This is a genomic window from Rosenbergiella nectarea (genome assembly GCF_900111105.1).
Taxonomy (GTDB): domain Bacteria; phylum Pseudomonadota; class Gammaproteobacteria; order Enterobacterales; family Enterobacteriaceae; genus Rosenbergiella; species Rosenbergiella nectarea.
Map to the genome: position 1 here is coordinate 46,468 of NZ_FOGC01000008.1, position 19,082 is coordinate 65,549.

General features: G+C 48.5%; 13 protein-coding genes. 9 read left to right on the plus strand and 4 right to left on the minus strand.

Going from position 1 to position 19,082, the window contains the following annotated elements:
• Positions 1–1,021 precede the first annotated feature (1,021 nt).
• Positions 1,022–1,867 carry an aldo/keto reductase gene (locus tag BMX14_RS10510; RefSeq protein ID WP_092676566.1) on the plus strand — a complete coding sequence of 282 codons (846 nt, stop codon included), beginning with the start codon at positions 1,022–1,024 and terminating at the stop codon, positions 1,865–1,867.
• Positions 1,868–2,045: 178 nt separating this feature from the next.
• On the plus strand, positions 2,046–2,876 hold the full coding sequence (locus BMX14_RS10515; protein ID WP_092676569.1) for a fumarylacetoacetate hydrolase family protein: 831 nt from the start codon (positions 2,046–2,048) through the stop codon (positions 2,874–2,876).
• Positions 2,877–2,941: 65 nt separating this feature from the next.
• Here BMX14_RS10515 and BMX14_RS10520 read toward each other — a convergent pair whose 3' ends face one another.
• A complete protein-coding gene (locus tag BMX14_RS10520; RefSeq protein ID WP_092676572.1) occupies positions 2,942–4,255 on the minus strand; it encodes an MFS transporter in 1,314 nt (437 codons plus the stop codon).
• A gap of 252 nt (positions 4,256–4,507) precedes the next feature.
• Complete coding sequence (locus tag BMX14_RS10525; RefSeq protein ID WP_092676574.1) at positions 4,508–5,509, minus strand: LacI family DNA-binding transcriptional regulator; 1,002 nt, start codon at positions 5,507–5,509, stop codon at positions 4,508–4,510.
• 150 nt (positions 5,510–5,659) lie between these two features.
• Here BMX14_RS10525 and oxlT point away from each other — a divergent pair, with 150 nt between their 5' ends.
• Entirely contained in the window at positions 5,660–6,916 is a 1,257-nt protein-coding gene (oxlT, locus tag BMX14_RS10530; RefSeq protein ID WP_092676577.1) for an oxalate/formate MFS antiporter, read from the plus strand.
• Here the strand turns inward: oxlT and mmuM are convergent.
• Positions 6,906–7,856, minus strand: a complete 951-nt coding sequence (gene mmuM / locus BMX14_RS10535) for a homocysteine S-methyltransferase (RefSeq protein WP_092676580.1) — start codon at positions 7,854–7,856, stop codon at positions 6,906–6,908. The genes oxlT and mmuM overlap by 11 nt on opposite strands.
• Positions 7,834–9,246 (minus strand): S-methylmethionine permease, encoded by a 1,413-nt coding sequence (gene mmuP / locus BMX14_RS10540; protein ID WP_092676827.1) that lies wholly within the window; start codon positions 9,244–9,246, stop codon positions 7,834–7,836. The genes mmuM and mmuP overlap by 23 nt, the downstream gene beginning before the upstream one ends.
• Positions 9,247–9,538: 292 nt before the next feature.
• Between mmuP and kdpA the strand changes: the two genes are divergently transcribed.
• The 6 genes from kdpA to fumA all read left to right on the plus strand — a co-directional run bounded on the left by kdpA (position 9,539) and on the right by fumA (position 19,068).
• Positions 9,539–11,227 (plus strand): potassium-transporting ATPase subunit KdpA, encoded by a 1,689-nt coding sequence (gene kdpA, locus BMX14_RS10550; RefSeq protein WP_092676586.1) that lies wholly within the window; start codon positions 9,539–9,541, stop codon positions 11,225–11,227.
• Between the two features lies 1 nt (position 11,228).
• Positions 11,229–13,268: a potassium-transporting ATPase subunit KdpB gene (kdpB, locus tag BMX14_RS10555; protein WP_092676589.1), complete on the plus strand. Its 2,040-nt coding sequence runs from the start codon at positions 11,229–11,231 to the stop codon at positions 13,266–13,268.
• Positions 13,269–13,278: 10 nt separating this feature from the next.
• On the plus strand, positions 13,279–13,857 hold the full coding sequence (gene kdpC, locus BMX14_RS10560) for a potassium-transporting ATPase subunit KdpC (protein WP_092676592.1): 579 nt from the start codon (positions 13,279–13,281) through the stop codon (positions 13,855–13,857).
• Positions 13,858–13,860: 3 nt separating this feature from the next.
• Positions 13,861–16,530, plus strand: coding sequence for a two-component system sensor histidine kinase KdpD (gene kdpD / locus BMX14_RS10565; protein ID WP_092676595.1), 2,670 nt, complete (start codon positions 13,861–13,863; stop codon positions 16,528–16,530).
• Positions 16,527–17,195 (plus strand): response regulator, encoded by a 669-nt coding sequence (locus BMX14_RS10570; RefSeq protein ID WP_092676598.1) that lies wholly within the window; start codon positions 16,527–16,529, stop codon positions 17,193–17,195. The genes kdpD and BMX14_RS10570 overlap by 4 nt, the downstream gene beginning before the upstream one ends.
• Positions 17,196–17,415: 220 nt before the next feature.
• Entirely contained in the window at positions 17,416–19,068 is a 1,653-nt protein-coding gene (gene fumA / locus BMX14_RS10575; RefSeq protein WP_092676601.1) for a class I fumarate hydratase FumA, read from the plus strand.
• Positions 19,069–19,082: the final 14 nt, after the last annotated feature.

The following is a 19,082-nucleotide window of genomic DNA, read 5'->3' on the forward strand; positions in this document are numbered from 1 at the left end:
ATTCTGAAATTAATGATTTTATGAGTGGCTACCACAGAGATGATTCAGAACGACAGATATTTGTAATAATAGGTGTCGGTCGTTATCTATTTATATCTAATACAGAGAGAAGATCGCTTTTAGTCCCGTATTGAATACAGATTTCTGAGTGTTTATTAATTAAATTTAAGCACAAGAAATAGAGGTCGGGGGATCGTCAAGGGGAAGTCTGTCTAATTCGTTAACAGAACGTCTTTTTTGAATAGAAAAAGAGGGTATTTCTAAAATAGAAAATAGAGGATATTTTTTAGACATCATGGTTCACTCCAATACATGATCTATTGATAACTATCCACCCGAATAGAGGGGTGAGGTACTCTAATTATCCCAATCAAGCATACGAAGAGAGGATAATCAGCAAAAAATTTTTATCCCTGATCGGGGGGCAGCATTAGACATAAAATTTTCCTCACTACATTTCAGAAGCCGGGATAGTATCAGATGGAAAGTAAACAAAACTTATACGAGAACAATTCTTAGTTTAATCGTATGGATGAGCAATAGAAAAAAGGATAGATAATTTATCCATTTTACCTATCTCCATCTGAACGGTAAGTAAGATGATATTCGTATACTCATTAGATTAAGAGAGGTACGGATATTAAACCTTCTCTTTGTGAGGAGTGAATTATCTTGGGTGATCATAGTGTGTTTTTTATTATTTCTTTAGCTCGTTTTTAATAAAAAAATATAATCATTTAAGTTTAAAATAAAGTGAGGTAATTCATTTTAATTTATTATTTGTCTTTTTGATAATAGAGTTAATTAACGACTGATTATCAAAGTGACTCTCTACCTGGTTAAAGGAACAACCTTTTCTATTTATCTCAATATACTTAATAACGCTTAAATTCCTTCTGTAAGGTGCGGCGAAATAATTGTTGTTAACTGTCATAGTGAAGACAATTTTTCTACTTAAGCTCCAGCCTACTGCAGATTATGCACTACGATTAAGCTTTACCCCATTCACCTGGAGCAAACGATGACGCATCATTCAACGTTACAGATAGCAGGGCACACACTTCCTTCCCTTGGTATGGGGAGCTGGCGGTTAGGACAAGGCCGTTACAGTGAACAGCAGGAAATCGCAGCGCTACATCGTGGTCTAGACCTTGGGTTACGAGTCATCGATACCGCTGAAATGTATGGTGACGGGAAGTCTGAGACTCTGATCGGTAAAGCGATCGAGGATCGTCGCGACCAGACCTATCTCGTCTCGAAAGTCTATCCTTGGAATGCGACTGAAAGGCAGCTTGAAGCCAGCTTAGACGCCTCGCTTAATCGGCTACGCACAGATAACCTCGATCTTTATCTCCTACACTGGCAGTCCGGCAACGATCTACAAGAAGTGGTCAATCTACTGGAAGCGATGAAGAAGAAAGGCAAGATTAACGCTTGGGGCGTCTCTAATTTCGATTTACCGGCGATGCAATCCCTACTACAGGTCGAGGGTGGGGAGCACTGCGCGGTCAACCAAGTTTTTTATAACCTTGCTGGCAGAGGCATTGAATACGACCTCGCACCTTGGTGTGCTGAGCGTTCTATTGCCATGATGGCCTATTGTCCATTAGGCGGAGCGGGGTCTCACCTGCTCGATTTGGATGAAGTAAAAACGCTTGCCGCCAACTACCAGGTGACGCCTGCAGCCTTATTGCTCGCTTGGGTGATCCGGCAGAACAACATTTTGGCGATACCTGAATCCGGTAATATTCAGCATGTTGACGACAACGTGCAAGCGTTACAACTTGAGATCAGTGAGCAAGATTGCGCACAACTCACGCGCTATTATCCTGCTCCTGAGACGGCAGAACCTCTTGAAATTCGCTAAGTCGCGTCAATAAAGAGGGTATTTTTGGTAAAAGGGCGGTGAAAAGATTAGCTGCGGGATCGTCAGGCTGTTAGAATCAGCCGCTCACGGCGTCACCACCGCAATGCTCAATTACATAAAGAATTCGCTTGCAGGGAGATGACGATTTTCTCATAGACATCAACGAAAGCCGAATTTTATGCAGGTATGTAGCTTTATTATTAATAGTAGTGGCCATGAAACCTTTGGTCTGGTCTGTGAACAAGGTGTGATTGATGCAGGAAAACTGCTCGACTACCGCGATTTGAAAGACCTACTGGAAAATGATGGCCTCGCCGCATTGCAGCCTCTCTCTACGCGCCCAGCAGATTATGCGTTTCATGAGATCAGTTTTCTGCCAGTGATCAAGACCCCTAATAAAATTTTGTGTGTAGGGATGAATTATTCGGAAAAACGTATCGAATTTGGTGAAACCAATCCTGCGCCGACCTTATTTATTCGCTTTGCGGATAGCCTTACTGCACACCTACAGCCGATTCAAAAGCCGGTGAGTAGCGAGCAATTTGACTATGAAGGCGAGTTGGCGGTAGTGATCGGTAAACCGGCTCACCAAGTGACTGAAGATGAAGCCTTACATTACGTTGCGGGATATAGCTGCTTTATGGACGCCACGGTGCGTGACATGCAGTTTACGTGGTTCACCGCGGGTAAGAATTGGCCGGCCACCGGAGGGTTCGGACCTTGGATGACCACACACGATGAAATCCCTGATCCGCAACAACTTGAATTAAAAACGTTCTTAAACGGCGTACAAGTTCAAAAAGACTCGACTCAAAATATGATTCACAGTGTCGCGGCGATCATTGCCTACGTCACGCACTTCACGCCGCTTTCACCCGGAGATGTCATTATTACCGGGTCGCCAGGAGGGGTCGGTAAATCTCGGACCCCACAACTGTTTATGTTCCCCGGCGACGATGTTGCTGTGGAAATTAGTCAGATTGGCCGCTTATCACACATTATTCGTTAAAAAGAACCGATAGCAGGGAGTCGCTATCGGTTGAAGTGCGGTAAGTGATCCCTACCGCAAAACTCTTAACGATTAGACGCGGCGACCCCCTTTCCCGGGTGGTTGACCGCCTCATCATCAGGCTGGATATCACACTGTTTAGGTAGCGTTATCGATAAGATTGCCGCAATAAGGAGTGAAACGGATAGCGCATAAATGGCGACATTATGGCCGTAAAAGTTTATCATCACGCCTACTAAGTAGGGCCCACAGAACCCCCCTAAATTACCTAAACCATTAATTACTCCCCGTGCTGCCCCCGCAGCTTCTGCTGAAGCGATTCGCCCTGGAATACTCCAGAATGGGCTGGTGGCCGCTTTCAAGAAGAAACCACAGACGACGAGAGCAATATAAGCCGCGACAACGTGATGGCGCAGGACAACCGAGGCGACCAATGAGGCGGCAAAGCAGAGCAGTGACACACAGACCCATAAGCGACGCTTACCTGATCGGTCACTGAATAGCGAGATTATATAGATACCCGCTGCCATTGCGACAAAGGGAAGAATCGCCAGTCCGCCGACATCGGCCATGTTCCCACCCGTTAGATTCTTAAGAATGGCAGGTAGCCATAGGGTGTACCCATAGTCACCGGTTTGGTAAAAAAAGTTGAGAAAAATAAGTGTCACTAATCCGCGGTTTTTAAAGACATCTCTTAATGGTGCTTTACTGACTTCAACTTTTTCTTCACGTGCTTCGCGTTCTGCTTTTAGCTGAGTTAGTAGGTATTCACGTTCAGCTTCGGGCAACCAACGCGCTTCCTCCGGGCGGTCACTGATCAGCGCCCACCACAACATCATCACGATGGCGGAGAGGATCCCTTCAATAAAGAACAGCCAGCGCCAATCCAGCGCCGAGATGATGGCTCCAGAGACTGGCGCAGTAAAAATTCCGCCCAACGGGGCAAACATCATGACAATAGCATTGGCACGACCCAGCTCTTTCTCAGGAAACCAGTTGCTGACCATGGTTAACACCACCGGCAGCATTCCCCCCTCGGCGATACCGAGCAAGAAACGTAAAATGAGGAGTTGATATTCGTGTGTCACAAAGCCAGTGGCGATAGAGATCACGGCCCAGGCCGTTAACGAGGCAGCAATAAATTTCTTACCGCTACCGTGGACGGCAATCCGTCCACCAGGAATTTGTAGGAAGAGGTAGCCAATAAAGAAAATCCCGCTCACCACCCCAGCCATTTGGCTGGTGATCCCTAACTCTTGATCCATCCCCCCCGGTATGGCAAAACTGATGTTTACCCGGTCCATAAATGAGATGATACAAGCAATCAGAATGGGCACAATTATCCGATACCAACGGGTCCTTGGAACGTTATGACTCATAGTACTCCTCCCTTCAGAAAATAGATTCCTGAAATAAATCTTCGCTTATCTTCCATGAAAAATTATCCATTATCGTCTTCTTTTGCAGTCTAAGTTTATAAGCATAGTCATTATATTCGGCAAAAGGACGGATATTTTGTGACGACTATGAAACAATGTTTTTACAAATGTTTTTGCGAGTTGTATCACGCTGAATCGTGTTAAGAAATGATGTTACGGATAACGTGATCCGGCGGGTGTTTTACCAAGCCATTAGGAAAGCGGGAAAGTATCGCCAATGAGAAAATGCGTTTTAAGAATAACTTGGCTAGCCGTTTCGTGCCCCTGAACACGCTGCAGTAACAGTTCAGTTGCCTGCTTACCGACCTCATAACGGGGGGTTACGACACTGGTCAGACGGGGAGTCGTAATTTGCCCTATCTCCAAACCATGAAAACCCACAATCGCAATACGCTGTGGAATATCAATACAGGCAGCTTGGCAAGCCCGTAACACGCCTATCGCCAAATCATCATTAGTACAGAAAATGGCATCAAGGTTAGGTACGTTAAGTAAGGCTTCTTGCATCATCATCGTACCCGTTTCGATGGACGAGACTTTTTTGGGGCTAACATGGGTGGTGGATAACCCTGCGGCGTTTAGCGCGTCGCAGTAGCCTTGATAGCGTTGTTGATCGCGTAGATCAGACATCGAACCGAAGTAAGCGATATGCTTGCGACCCGCCTCGATCAGGGCTTGCGTCGCCTCATAGCCCGCGCGGAAATTATCAAAGCCAACATTAATACGATCAGGCTGTGTGGCAATCCCCATGACTTCCGCAATCGGGATTTTCGCGGCCTGTAGATATTTTTCGGCTCTAAGGCTATGGGCGGTGTCGGTCAGTATCAACGCCTTAATATTGAAGGCGAGTAATGCCGCAATTTGCTCCTCTTCTTTTTGAGAAGAGTAGTCGTAGGTGACGACCAGCGTCTGGTAACCCTGAGCCTCCGTCACGGCCTCAATCCCCGCTAATAACTCGCTAAATATTTGATTATTAAACGAGGGGATGAGTACGCCAACCCTAGGGATCGATTGGCTAGTGATCTGTGGATTATCCGAATCGGGTTCAAAACCAACCTCCTCAATAACACTGGCGATGCGTTCGGCCGTATCGGTTTTCACTTTTCCGGGCGTCCGCAAGAAACGACTAACCGTCATTTTGGTTACACCCGCTAATACCGCGATGTCATTTAAGGTAATACGTTGTTTTTTCATAGATTACGTATTGAGAGATTGGGCACTCATTATGCCGTGAGCGATATAAAAAAGATATGTCTGCCCGCATCACCATTAAGATATTTTTATCTATACAATCTGGCACAAAGCTTGCTTCGGTTAACGTTTCGACATAAGGGAGAACAGCCGATGAGCGTACAAACCGAAGTAAGTATTAACCCGATACAGATCCGCTCCGCACAGAAATGGCAACAGCTGGCGCTAGGGCTGCTCTGCATGGCATCGATTTCCAGTCCGCAGTATGTCTGGACGCTGTTAACCAAGCCGTTTCTCGAGCGTCTTGATGTTCATTTACCTCTTTTACAAGTGACCTTTTCCTTACTGATCATCTTTCAAACATTCTTATCACCCTTGCAGGGCAAGTTGATTGACCGCTTTGGTGCACGGCGCTTAATTGGGTTAGGTACGCTATTAACGGGTGCGAGTTGGGTTGGTGCAGCATACAGTCACTCCCTTTGGTCGCTTTATTTGCTGTATGGGGTCGTCGGCGGCATCGGCACCGGTATTGTGTATATCGGGATAGTGGGACAAGTGGTACGCTGGTTTCCCGAACAACGCGGCTTTGCGGCCGGAATGGTTGCGGCAGGGTATGGAATGGGGGCTATTGTGACGACGCTACCGATTTCAGTATCGCTTAGCCATTATGGACTGACTTCGACATTACTGGTCTTTGGCGTGGGCTTTGCCGCACTCGGTGGACTGGCCAGCCGAGGGTTACGCGATGCCCCCAGTGCCAGTCCTGTGATCAGTCATCAAGCATGCGTTCAACGTCACTACTCCTCTTCCCAAATGCTCAAGCAGCCGCTGTTCTGGCTACTATTCTTTATGATGGCCTGCATGTCTACCTCGGGGTTGATGGTTACCTCACAGCTGGCAAGCTTTGCCGCAGATGTCGGGGTTGGCCAAGTCTTGATTTGGGGCATGGCAGCATTACCCTTGGCGATGAGTATCGACCGCTTAACCAATGGGTTAACGCGGCCATTATTTGGTTGGGTTTCTGACCGGATTGGTCGTGAAAATACGATGTTTGTCGCCTTTCTCCTCGAAGCGGTAGCAATGAGCTTATGGCTAACGTTTCGTCATGACCCGCTGTTATTTATTCTGCTTTCGGGCGTGGTTTTCTTAGGGTGGGGGGAAATCTTCTCTCTTTTTCCTGCCACGTTGACCGATACCTTCGGTAGCCAACATGCAGCCAGTAATTATGGCTGGTTATATATGTCACAAGGGGTGGGATCAATACTGGGTGGCCCCCTCGCGGCATTGCTTTATCAAGCAAGCCACGGTTGGGTCCCGGTATTTAGTTTAGCAATTGGCCTCGATATCTTGACTGCAGTGTTAGCCATCGTGGTGTTGAAACCTTGGCGTCAACGCTTTATCACTCGTTAGACAGCGCGTGCTGCTGCGCGGCCAATGCTTGAATATCTTTCGGCGATGTTCGGCAGCATCCCCCGATGAGTTTAGCACCGGCGGCAAGCCAATCAGGGAGATAATCACTTAACTGTTGGCAGTGATCCCCACCATGGTGCCACGTTTTACTCTGCGCGTTATAGGTTTCACCCGAGTTAGGGTACACCACCAACGGTAACGCGGTGAGGGTGTGTAGATGGTTCAACGCCGCTGTCGTCTCCGTCAAGGCAATGCAGTTTATGCCTAGGGCAACGACCTGTGGCTGAGTGGTTAAGTAACTTACCACCGTGGCTAATGGCGTGCCGTCACTCAGATGGTGCGCATCCTTAAGCGTAAAGCTAAACCATGCGCTTGCCTCAGGGTACGCTTGGATCAGCTCGCATAAGGCTTGAATTTCAGCAAAAGAGGGCTGGGTCTCGCATGCCAATATATCGGCACCTGCGGTCAGTAGTTGTGTAACGCGTGGGCGGTGAAAATCGATAAAGGCCTCACGACTTAGCGAATAATCACCACGATATTCCGAACCATCGGCCAAGTAAGCGCCATAAGGGCCAACCGACCCTGCGACCAAGGGGCGGGGTGAGGCTGGCGATTCGGCAAGAAATTGGCTGCGAGCTTCAACGGCTAGGGTCACGCTACGCGCGATGAGCGCTTCGGCGTCCTCGCGGTCTAATCCTCGTTGGGCAAATCCTGGCAGAGAGGCTTGATAACTGGCGGTAATGGCACACTGTGCTCCCGCCCGGAAATAGTCGAGGTGAACTTGGCGGATAATATCAGGTTGATTGATCAAGACATTGGCTGACCAAAGACTGTCGGTGATCTGGCAGCCACGTGTTTCAAGCTCGGTCGCCAAGGCACCATCCAGTACGATAAAAGGAGACTGTTCCAGTAACGAATTAAGTGGATGAGTCAGAGACATGCTTCACGTCCTTAGCTTTTTTTGCAGAAGTTAGATAGTAGGCCGCATAACAACACGCTACAAAGGGAATACCACACCATAACGCGATTCTTTGGCTAGGGTCAAAAGCGAGCCCTAAACAGGCGATTAGGCACAGAATAAACCCCAACACGGGCAGTATCGGGAACCACGGGGCACGGTAAGCCAGCGCCTCCACCTTTTGACCCGAGGCCACATAGCGGCGGCGGAAACGGTAGTGGGAGGCACAAATACTTAGCCACACCGCAACCACCGCGAATCCAGAAATGGCAGAGAGTGCCACAAAGACGGTGTCCGGGGCGATAATACTGGTGAAGAGCGCTAAAATCCCGCCCAGCATACTGATACTGATCGCAAAGACCGGGATCCCGCGTCGATTAACCTGTGCAAATGCCCGAGGTAAGGTACGCTGGTTCGCCAGTGACCACAACATTCGCCCAGAAGCATAAAGACCAGAATTTGCCGCCGAAAGAATTGCTGTCAGGATAACGAAATTGAATATATCGGCAGCATAAGGGATCCCTATTTTCTCAAAGACCAGTACGAAAGGACTCTTCTCTACTCCCGCCTGTTGCATCGGGATCAGCGCGGCTAAGACAAATACGGTGCCTAAGAAAAAGATAATTAAGCGGGCAATAGTGGTACGAATAGCGACCGGAATAACCTTCTCCGGATTCTCCGTTTCGCCCGCCGCGATCCCAATCAGCTCGGTACCTGAAAACGCAAAATTGACGGCGACCATGGTCATCAAGATGGGTAATGTACCGTGGGGGAACCAGCCTTGAGCGGTGAGGTTATGTAAAAAAGGCGCGGGGGTGCCATCGTGCATCGGAAGAATGCCAAAGATCGCCGCCGCACCCAAGATGATAAATACCAGAATGGTGATAACTTTCACGAGTGAAAACCAAAATTCACCCTCCGCGAAAAAGCGGGTCGAAATAATATTTAATCCAAAAATAATCACGCAAAAAAGCAGACACCACTGCCAAATAGGGACCTGCGGGAACCAATACTGCATGCAAAAGCCCGCGGCGGTAAAGCTGGACCCTAAGGCCACTGTCCAGGTTAGCCAATAGAGCCAGGCAACGGTATAGCCGGTTGCCGGACCTAAATAGCGGGTGGCATAGACATGAAAGGCCCCTGTTTCGGGCATGGCCACGGAAAGTTCGCCTAAGCTTTGCATCACCAACCATACCACTAAGGCCCCGATAAGGTAGGCGAGTAGCGTTCCCGCGGCACCCGTGGTGGCAATGATATAACCGGTATTGAAAAATAACCCTGTCCCAATCACCCCCCCTAATGAGAGCATCACTAAATGACGGGCTTTCATTGTGCGCTGTAAAGTTCCGCTCTGTTCTGCTTCTGGTTGCATACGACCTTCTAAACGTTTAGACATCTAAATAGCTATCAGCACTTTATACGTTGAATTATTTAAGAATGCAAAACTCAACCGAGAGCGAACCCCAAAAAACGTCAAAATTTTATATTTTTTTTATATCCCCCGATTTTTTTCTACGAAAATTTTATCTTAAAAATCTTACTATTCAGCTAGTTAAAATAACTGGAGCGAACAGTATGTCGCTATTTTTTATGTTTGGGACGTTGCTAATTCTCACCTTACTGGTCTACCTGTTTTATGCTCTGTTCTACGCGGAGGAATTCTAATGCCAGCACAAGCCGTGTTGTTAGTCGCTAGCTTCCTACTTGCTGTGTTGTTGTGCGCTAAACCTCTTGGAAAAGTTTTAGCCATCATCATCCGGGATGAACCCTTACCAGGCTGCCGCGTGATAGAAAAAAGCCTCTTTTCGCTCTGTGGTATTCGTCGTCAAGGGATGACGAGTACTCACTATCTCTTCGCGATAGGCCTCTTTAACCTGCTCGGGTTTGTCTTATTAATGGGTATACTCGTTTCCCAACAGTGGTTACCGCTCAATCCACAACATTTACCCGGCCTACCTTGGGACTTGGCATTCAATACCGCGATAAGCTTTGTGACCAATACAAACTGGCAAGCCTACGCGGGAGAAACTACCGTCAGCTATTTCAGTAGCCTGGTGGGCCTGACTGTACAAAACTTTCTTTCTGCTGCCACAGGCATGGCAATACTTTTTGCCTTGATTCGTGGATTTGTTTGGCGAAATCAAACTTATCTAGGGAGTGCTTGGCGAGATTTATTACGCATCACGCTGTTCATTTTGCTTCCGCTCGCTCTTCTTTCTGCGATCTTCTTTATGGGGCAAGGGGTGATACAGACGTTACACCGTTACGTGGATTATACGTCGTTAGAAGGCATCCCACAGAAACTGCCACTCGGCCCCGTGGCTTCGATGGAATCGATCAAATTGTTAGGGACTAATGGTGGCGGGTTTTTTAATGCTAATTCCGCTCATCCTTTCGAAAATCCCACTTCTCTGACCAACTTCGTTCAAATGGTCCTCATTTTTTTAATTCCGGCGGCACTCTGCTTTGCCTTCGGGGAGGTAGCCAATAATCGGCCGCATGCGAATGCGTTGTTATGGGCAATGGGGATTATTTTTGTCTTTGCGGTGATCGCGGTAATGGTGGCTGAAGTGAAGGGTAATCCTCATTTTGCACTGGCCGGCGCAGACAGTGTGATGAACTGGGAAGGTAAAGAGAGCCGATTCGGTATCCTCGCGTCTTCACTCTATACGGTAGTGACTACAGCAGCCTCTTGTGGTGCTGTCGTTGCGATGCATGATTCATTGACTGCGTTAGGAGGATTAGTCCCACTGTGGCTGATGCAAATTGGCGAAGTCGTCTTCGGCGGTGTGGGTTCTGGACTGTATGGCATGTTGATTAATGTCATGCTCGCCGTATTTATCGCAGGCTTAATGATTGGACGTACACCGGAATTTCTGGGAAAAAAAATTGGACCGACTGAAATGAAAATGGTGGCACTTTATATTTTGATCACGCCACTGTTGGTCTTAACCGGAACAGCCTTCGCCTTAATGACGGAAGCGGGACGTGCCGGAATAATGAATCCAGGCCCGCACGGTTTTACCGAGGTATTGTATGCCCTCTCATCTGCCGCTAATAACAATGGCAGTGCTTTTGCTGGCCTCTCGGCAAACACCCCCTTTTGGAATCTTCTATTAGGTATCGTCATGCTTTTAGGACGCTTCCTTCCTTTCATTCCATTGTTAATCATTGCTGGACGGATGGCACAACGCTCGACTCAGCCAAGCGGTGCAGGAACACTACCGACTTACGGTGGATTATTTATCGGGCTGTTAATCGGAACGGTGTTACTCACCGGAGCCTTGACCTTTATCCCTTCATTAGCATTAGGCCCTGTGGCCGAACATATGCAACTTATTGGGAGCCGCTAATATGCGAACTTCAACAATGAATCGTCACGCTCTGCTGCAGGCGTGTGGCGCTTCTTTCAAAAAACTGTCTCCGATCACCCAGCTAAAAAATCCCGTCATGTTCGTGGTATGGCTAGGGAGCGCCCTCACCAGTCTACTGGTACTTCAAGCACTTTTTCAGCATCAGTGGAGGGATGCTGCCTTTACGGGGGCAATCAGTGTTTGGTTATGGTTTACCGTACTTTTTGCTAATTTTGCCGAGGCATTGGCGGAAGGAAGAAGTAAGGCACAAGCAGAGAGTTTGAAAGGATTAAAGCAAACCAGCTGGGCGAAAAAAATTGACCAACCTACTGAGAGCGCGGCCTACACAAGTGTCCAGGCCGATACGCTACGTAAAGGGGATTGGGTACGTGTTGAGGCTGGCGACATTATACCTTGCGACGGTGAAGTCTTAATCGGCGGGGCCTCCGTTGATGAAAGCGCGATTACCGGTGAATCCGCACCAGTGATCCGCGAAGCCGGCGGCGATTTTGCCTCGGTAACAGGTGGAACCCGGATCCTCTCCGACTGGTTGATTGTTCAGTGTAGTGTTAACCCGGGTGAAACCTTTATCGACCGGATGATCACCATGGTGGAAGGCGCTAAACGCCGTAAAACGCCCAATGAGATAGCCTTATCGATTCTCTTGATCTCCTTGACCATTATCTTCGTTATTGCGACGGCAACGTTGTCTCCTTTTTCACTCTGGGGAGGAAAATCAATTGATATCGTTGTCTTGGTGGCATTACTCGTTTGTTTAATTCCAACCACTATTGGCGCATTGTTATCCGCCATTGGGATTGCGGGTATGAGCCGCATGCTCAATGCCAATGTTATTGCGACCAGTGGACGTGCGGTGGAAGCCGCCGGAGATGTTGATGTCCTGTTAATGGATAAAACCGGCACCATCACCTTTGGTAATCGGCAAGCAGCGGCCTTTTATCCTGCAGAAGGCGTGACGGAAGAAGCACTCGCAAATGCGGCACAATTAGCCTCTTTAGCCGATGAAACGCCGGAAGGACGCAGTATCGTGGTCTTAGCCAAACAACGTTTTAATGTACGTGAACGAGAGCTGAGCACCTTACAGGCGACCTTTATTCCGTTCACGGCCCAAACGCGAATGAGCGGAATTGAATTTGCACAAACACGTATAATGAAAGGAGCGATGGAAGCCGTACGCCACTACACCCACTCACTCGACGCTGTTTTCCCAGATAGCGTCGCGCAGATTGCCGATGACATTTCCCGTAAAGGTGAAACGCCGCTGGTGGTCGTTGAAAATAAGACGGTGATGGGCGTCGTCGCTCTGAAAGATATTGTCAAGGGCGGCATAAAGGAGCGCTTTAGCCAGTTAAGGAAGATGGGGATTAAAACGGTAATGGTTACCGGCGATAATGCACTGACTGCGGCGGCGATTGCCGCCGAAGCTGGGGTCGACGACTTCCTTTCTCAAGCCACACCAGAAGCGAAGCTGGCGTTGATTCGCCAGTACCAATCAGAAGGCCGAATGGTGGCGATGACCGGGGATGGCACTAACGATGCGCCTGCCTTGGCGCAAGCGGATGTTGCTGTTGCGATGAATTCTGGTACGCAAGCGGCCAAAGAAGCGGGGAACATGGTGGATCTCGATTCTAACCCGACTAAATTATTGGAAGTCGTGCATATCGGCAAGCAGATGCTAATGACCCGAGGGTCGCTCACAACCTTTAGTATTGCTAACGATGTGGCGAAATACTTCGCGATTATTCCTGCCGCGTTTACCGTCGTCTATCCGCAGTTAGCGGGATTGAACGTAATGCACCTCCACTCGCCGGCCTCTGCGATTTTATCGGCGGTAATCTTTAATGCCTTAATTATTGTTGCATTGATTCCGTTAGCCTTGAAGGGCGTTCCTTACAAAGCGGTTTCGGCCTCGGCATTGTTACGCCGTAATCTATGGATTTACGGTTTGGGTGGGCTGATCTTACCTTTTCCCGGTATTAAGGCTATCGATCTATTACTGACCTTTTTGGGCCTAGTGTAGGGGATTAATGATGAATCTATTACGACCTGCTTTACTATTATTAGTACTACTAACAGTGATTACAGGGGGGGTATACCCCTTACTTACCACCGTTATTGGTGATGAGCTGTTCCCGCAGAAAGTCCAGGGCTCACTGATTGTCCAACAGGGTAACGTCAGAGGGTCACAACTCATCGGTCAAGATTTTAGCCATCCAGGATATTTCCAAGGGCGACCTTCGGCGACGGCCGATCATGCGAATAACCCAATGGCCTCTGGCGGAAGTAATTTATCCGTCACGAATCCACAACTGATTCAACGGGTCGATCAACAAATAACCTTACTACGCAGTCAGAACCCTGAGGCGAATACACAGGTTCCTACTGAGCTTATCACTACCTCGGCCAGTGGCCTTGAACCGATGCTTTCGGTTGCGGCGGTGCAATGGCAAATTCCGCGTGTGGCACGAGCAAGACAATTATCTGTGAGCGAAGTCGAACAGTTGGTCCAGCAATTTACGACAAAGCCACTACTGTCTTTTATGGGACCCGCTGTGGTAAATGTAGTGTCATTAAATTTAGCGCTTGATCAATACTCGCAAGGAAAGTAATGCATGACCGCCGATGACGTTCGCCGACCAACGCCTGATCATTTGCTGCTTGAAAGCCAGCGGGCAACTCGCGGTAAGCTAAAAATCTATCTTGGGGCATGTGCAGGGGTAGGTAAAACCTGGGCAATGCTGCAAGAGGCTCACCGTTTGCAAGAGCAAGGGGTCAATATACTGGTCGGGATCGCTGAAAGTCATGGGCGTGTTGGAACGCAAGCGCAATTGGAAGGGTTACCCCTTCTTCCTCGGCAAAAAGGGCGCGGGAAACTCTATGACGAATTTGATTTGGATGGCGCGTTACAGCGTCATCCAACGATAATTTTAGTCGATGAGTTGGCGCATACTAATGCACCGGGAAGTCGTCACCCCAAACGTTGGCAAGATATCGAGGAGCTACTGGAAAGCGGCATCGATGTCTTCACTACCCTTAATATCCAACATTTGGATAGTCTCAATGATGTGGTCAGGGGGATTACCGGTATCCAAGTCCAAGAGACGCTTCCGGATCCCTTCTTTGATCACGCCGATGAAGTGGTTTTAGTTGATATTTCCCCAGATGACTTACTGGAGCGGTTAAAAGAAGGGAATGTCTATGTGGGTGATCGGGCGGAGAGGGCAATAGAAAATTTTTTCCGTAAAGGCAATCTTTTTGCCTTACGCGAGCTAGCATTACGCCGAACGGCTGAACGTGTCGACGGACAGATGAGGGCTTGGCGAGAAGGGCGGCGCTTAGCAGACCGAGTCTGGCATACCAACGATGCGCTGCTTGTTTGCGTAAAGAGTGATGTAGGCAGTGAAAAATTAATCCGCGTTGCAGCGAGGTTAGCTAATCGTCTGGGCTGCGAATGGCATGCGATAAACGTTGATACCACAAGCTACCGCCGCCGTTCTCGCGAACAACGTCATCGCGTATTACAACATTTGCGTTTAGCTGAAAACCTGGGGGGGGTCACGGCGACACTGCCCGATACCGATCGGTGTACAGCAGTGGTTCGGTATGCTCGAGAACACAACTTGGGAAAAATTATTATTGGCCGTCCGCCGAATCGACGATCCCTATTCAAGTTTGGATCCCAAGGTTTAGCTCAACAATTGGCAAGAGCCGCCCCAGATCTTGACCTCTTAATTACAGCTTGTGGGGAAACGATACAGCGGCCCAAGCTTATTCCTAAGTTAGATTGGGAATCACGCCCTTGGAAAGGATGTTTTGCTGCAGTATTTTTTTGTGCGGTGATCACTGCATTTTTTAATTTTTTCCTTCCGCAATTTTCCCCGATTAATTTAGTCATGGTTTATCTATTGGGGGTAGTCCTAACAGCACTGAAATTCGGTCGTCTACCCGCTGTCTTTGCGTCTATTATCAATATTGTGGTGTTCGATTGGTTCTTCGTGGCACCGACCGGACAGCTAGGGATCTCTGACGCACAATACGCCGTGACCTTTAGCGTTATGTTGGGAGTAGGGTTATTAATCGGAAATCTTACGGCGAGCCTAAGGTATCAAGCGCGGGTAGCCCGTTCCCGAGAAAAACGGAGTACACAACTTTATGAACTTGCGAGCGAACTCAGCCAACACAGTGCGATGAGCGATATTGCTTTAGCCGGCCAGAAAGCGATCAGTCGAGCATTCTCCGCGCATTGTGAAATCTGGCTGCCTAATGAACAGAACACACTCCAACCGATCTCAGAAGAAGCCAGTCAACTCCTTCCTGATCGGGCAATTTTACATTGGTGCTTTGAAAAAGGTCAGGCCGCTGGAGCCGGTACCGATACGCTGCCAGGGGTCCCTTACAAAATGATCCCACTCCTGAGCGGTAGCCAATGTTTTGGTGTGGCGATATTAACGACTATTGAGTCTCATGCGTTAATCAGCCCAGAACAACAACGTTTATTGGATACTTTCGTGTTACTGCTAGCCAGTGCACAACAACGTGTTGCGTTGACACAGCGTGAACAGTTATCTCGTGTCACCATCGAGCGTGAAGAACTACGTAATACCTTGCTTTCTGCGCTCTCTCATGACTTACGAACCCCTCTGACCGTTCTATTTGCTCAAGTGGAAATGTTAACACTCGAATTGGGCCACCCAGCCGAGCCAGTCATGGAACAGCTTTCAGCACTACGTGAACAAACGTTAGCTATGATCCGTTTAGTGAGTAATATTCTAGATATGGCGAGGATTGAAGCGGAAGGTTTTCATCTCAATACCGATTGGCTCAGCGTGGAAGAAATTCTGCAGAGCGCGCGCGAATCCATAGAGCGCCTCTTTCCAGACGTACAAATCGATTTTCAATGTCCTGAGCAAGTGGTCTTGATTCGCGGAGAGGGCCCTTTGCTGGAACGGGTCTTTATTAATCTTTTCGAAAACGCCGTCAAATATGGTCGAGGGCGCGAAGCGCCGATAAGTGTCGTCATTTTACCCAATGAGCAGCAGGTCGCAGTGAGCATTTGTGACCAAGGTCCAGGCTTACCGACCAATGAGACCGTCTCCCTATTTACCAAATTTAGTCGTGGTAAAAGTGAGTCGACTATCCCTGGTGTGGGTATGGGGCTGGCGATCTGTAAAACAATTACCGAATTACATGGCGGCCATATTCATGCGGAAAATAGCCCTCAAGGTGGGGCATGCTTTACACTGAATTTACCCGCCACAACCCCACAGGGTGATGTACCATGACCACGTATTTAATTATTGAAGATGAAGTGCAGATTAGTCGCTATTTAAAACGTATCTTAGCGGCAGAACACGTGAAAATTCTGCACGCGGAAACGTTACATCACGGACTCGCCTTAGCGGCGGCGCGGCCTCCCGATTTGGTCCTACTTGACTTAGGATTACCGGACGGAGAAGGGCTGGACTTTATTCAGCAATTTCGTACCTGGAGTGATAAACCGATTATTGTGCTGTCGGCGCGGCATGAGGAATCAGTCAAAATCATGGCACTGGACCGAGGGGCGGATGACTACTTAACTAAGCCCTTTGGGGTGGGTGAGCTGCAGGCACGAGTGAGAGTCGCCTTACGGCGCCGGCAACCTAATGCCGATACGGTGAAACGCTTTGGTGAGATCGAACTGGACCTCGAGGCGCACACGGTGAAACGGGCAGGGGAGATCATTCACCTTACCGCGATGGAATATAAATTGTTGGAGTTACTGATTCGCCATGCTGGGAAAGTCCTCACGCAGCATTTCATCTTATCGTCACTATGGGGGCCAAATGCTGAGGACAGCCAATATCTGCGGGTCTATATTGGACATCTGCGTAAAAAACTGGAACCTGATCCACGACGGCCTCAACATTTTATCACCGAAAATGGCGTCGGCTATCGCTTTGTCGAATAACACGAGCGAAATGGGCAGGATGGCTAATCGCTACTTTCATCGACGAAGATCACTATCCGTCAGCGAGGAGTGTGATTAAGTGAGACGAGAGCAGGGATGACATTTGTAATAAATATGTTAATAATCACCCCATAAATGTTTTCCCGGTAAGTTTGCCCTAACGCTTCAGTGCTAAGGAGCGCAACGGGATGTCCTGATAATACGTCAAGTGAGCTGAAGAATGTCGAATAAACCGTTTTTTTTCCAAGAACCCTTTCCCCTGTCTGAAGATAAAACTGAATATTACTTACTGAGCACTGACCATGTTTCTGTCGCTGAATTTGAAGGGCAATCGGTATTAAAGGTTGATCCTGCTGCGCTGACGCTACTCGCCCAACACGCCTTTCACGATGCGTCATTTTTATTACGGGCCTCACATCAACGACAAGTCGCCGCGATCCTTGATGACCCCGATGCAAGCGAGAATGATCGCTACGTAGCGCTACAATTCCTGCGCAACTCTGAAATTGCTGCGCGCGGCATCCTGCCAACCTGTCAAGATACCGGTACCGCGATCATTGTCGGGAAAAAAGGCCAAGCGGTATGGACCGGAGGCGGGGACGAAGCCGCACTTGCGCAAGGTGTCTACAACACTTATACCGAAGATAACTTACGTTACTCGCAGAATGCGCCGCTAGATATGTACAAAGAGGTCAACACAGGGACCAACCTTCCGGCTCAAATTGATTTATACAGTGTGGACGGAGACGAGTATAAGTTTCTCTGTATGGCGAAAGGCGGTGGTTCAGCCAATAAAACCTATCTCTTTCAAGAAACCAAAGCGTTGCTATCGCCGGGAAAACTTAAAGACTATCTAGTCGAGAAGATGCGTAGCTTAGGCACCTCAGCGTGTCCGCCTTACCATATTGCCTTTGTGATTGGGGGGACGTCAGCGGAAGCGACACTCAAAACGGTGAAACTGGCCTCAGCACACTATTACGATAATTTACCGGCCACCGGTAACGCGCACGGGCAAGCCTTCCGTGATCATCAATTAGAGCAAGAACTGTTAGAAGCGGCACAGAATTTAGGGATTGGTGCGCAGTTTGGCGGTAAATATTTTGCGCACGATATTCGCGTTATTCGCTTACCTCGTCACGGAGCATCCTGCCCTATTGGTATAGGCGTCTCGTGTTCCGCCGACCGAAATATCAAAGCGAAAATTAACCGTAAAGGGATTTGGATTGAGAAACTTGAAGCCAATCCTGGCCGTTATATTCCTGAAGCGCTGCGTCAACAGGGTGAAGGGGATGTGGTTAGTATCGATCTGAATCGCCCGATGACCGATATTTTGGCGCAGCTCTCGCAATATCCGGTTTCCACTCGCTTATCGTTATCTGGCACCATTATCGTAGCCCGTGATATAGCGCATGCAAAACTCAAAGCGTTGATGGATAGCGGTGAACCGTTGCCCCAATACGTGAAAGACCACCCTATCTATTATGCGGGACCCGCCAAAACGCCTGAAGGCTATGCCTCAGGCTCATTAGGACCTACCACGGCCGGTCGTATGGACTCCTATGTCGATCAGCTGCAAGCGAATGGCGGCAGTATGATTATGTTGGCGAAGGGAAACCGTAGCCAACAAGTGACGGATGCGTGCCATCAACACGGTGGGTTCTATTTGGGAAGTATTGGCGGACCTGCCGCCGTGCTTGCCCAACAAAGTATTACTAAATTGGAATGTGTCGCCTATCCTGAATTAGGCATGGAAGCGATTTGGAAGATAGAAGTCACCGATTTCCCTGCCTTCATTTTGGTGGATGATAAAGGTAATGATTTCTTCCAAAATATTCAGAACGGTAAATGTCAGGGATGTGCGATTAAGGGTTAACACCAAAGGCGTGT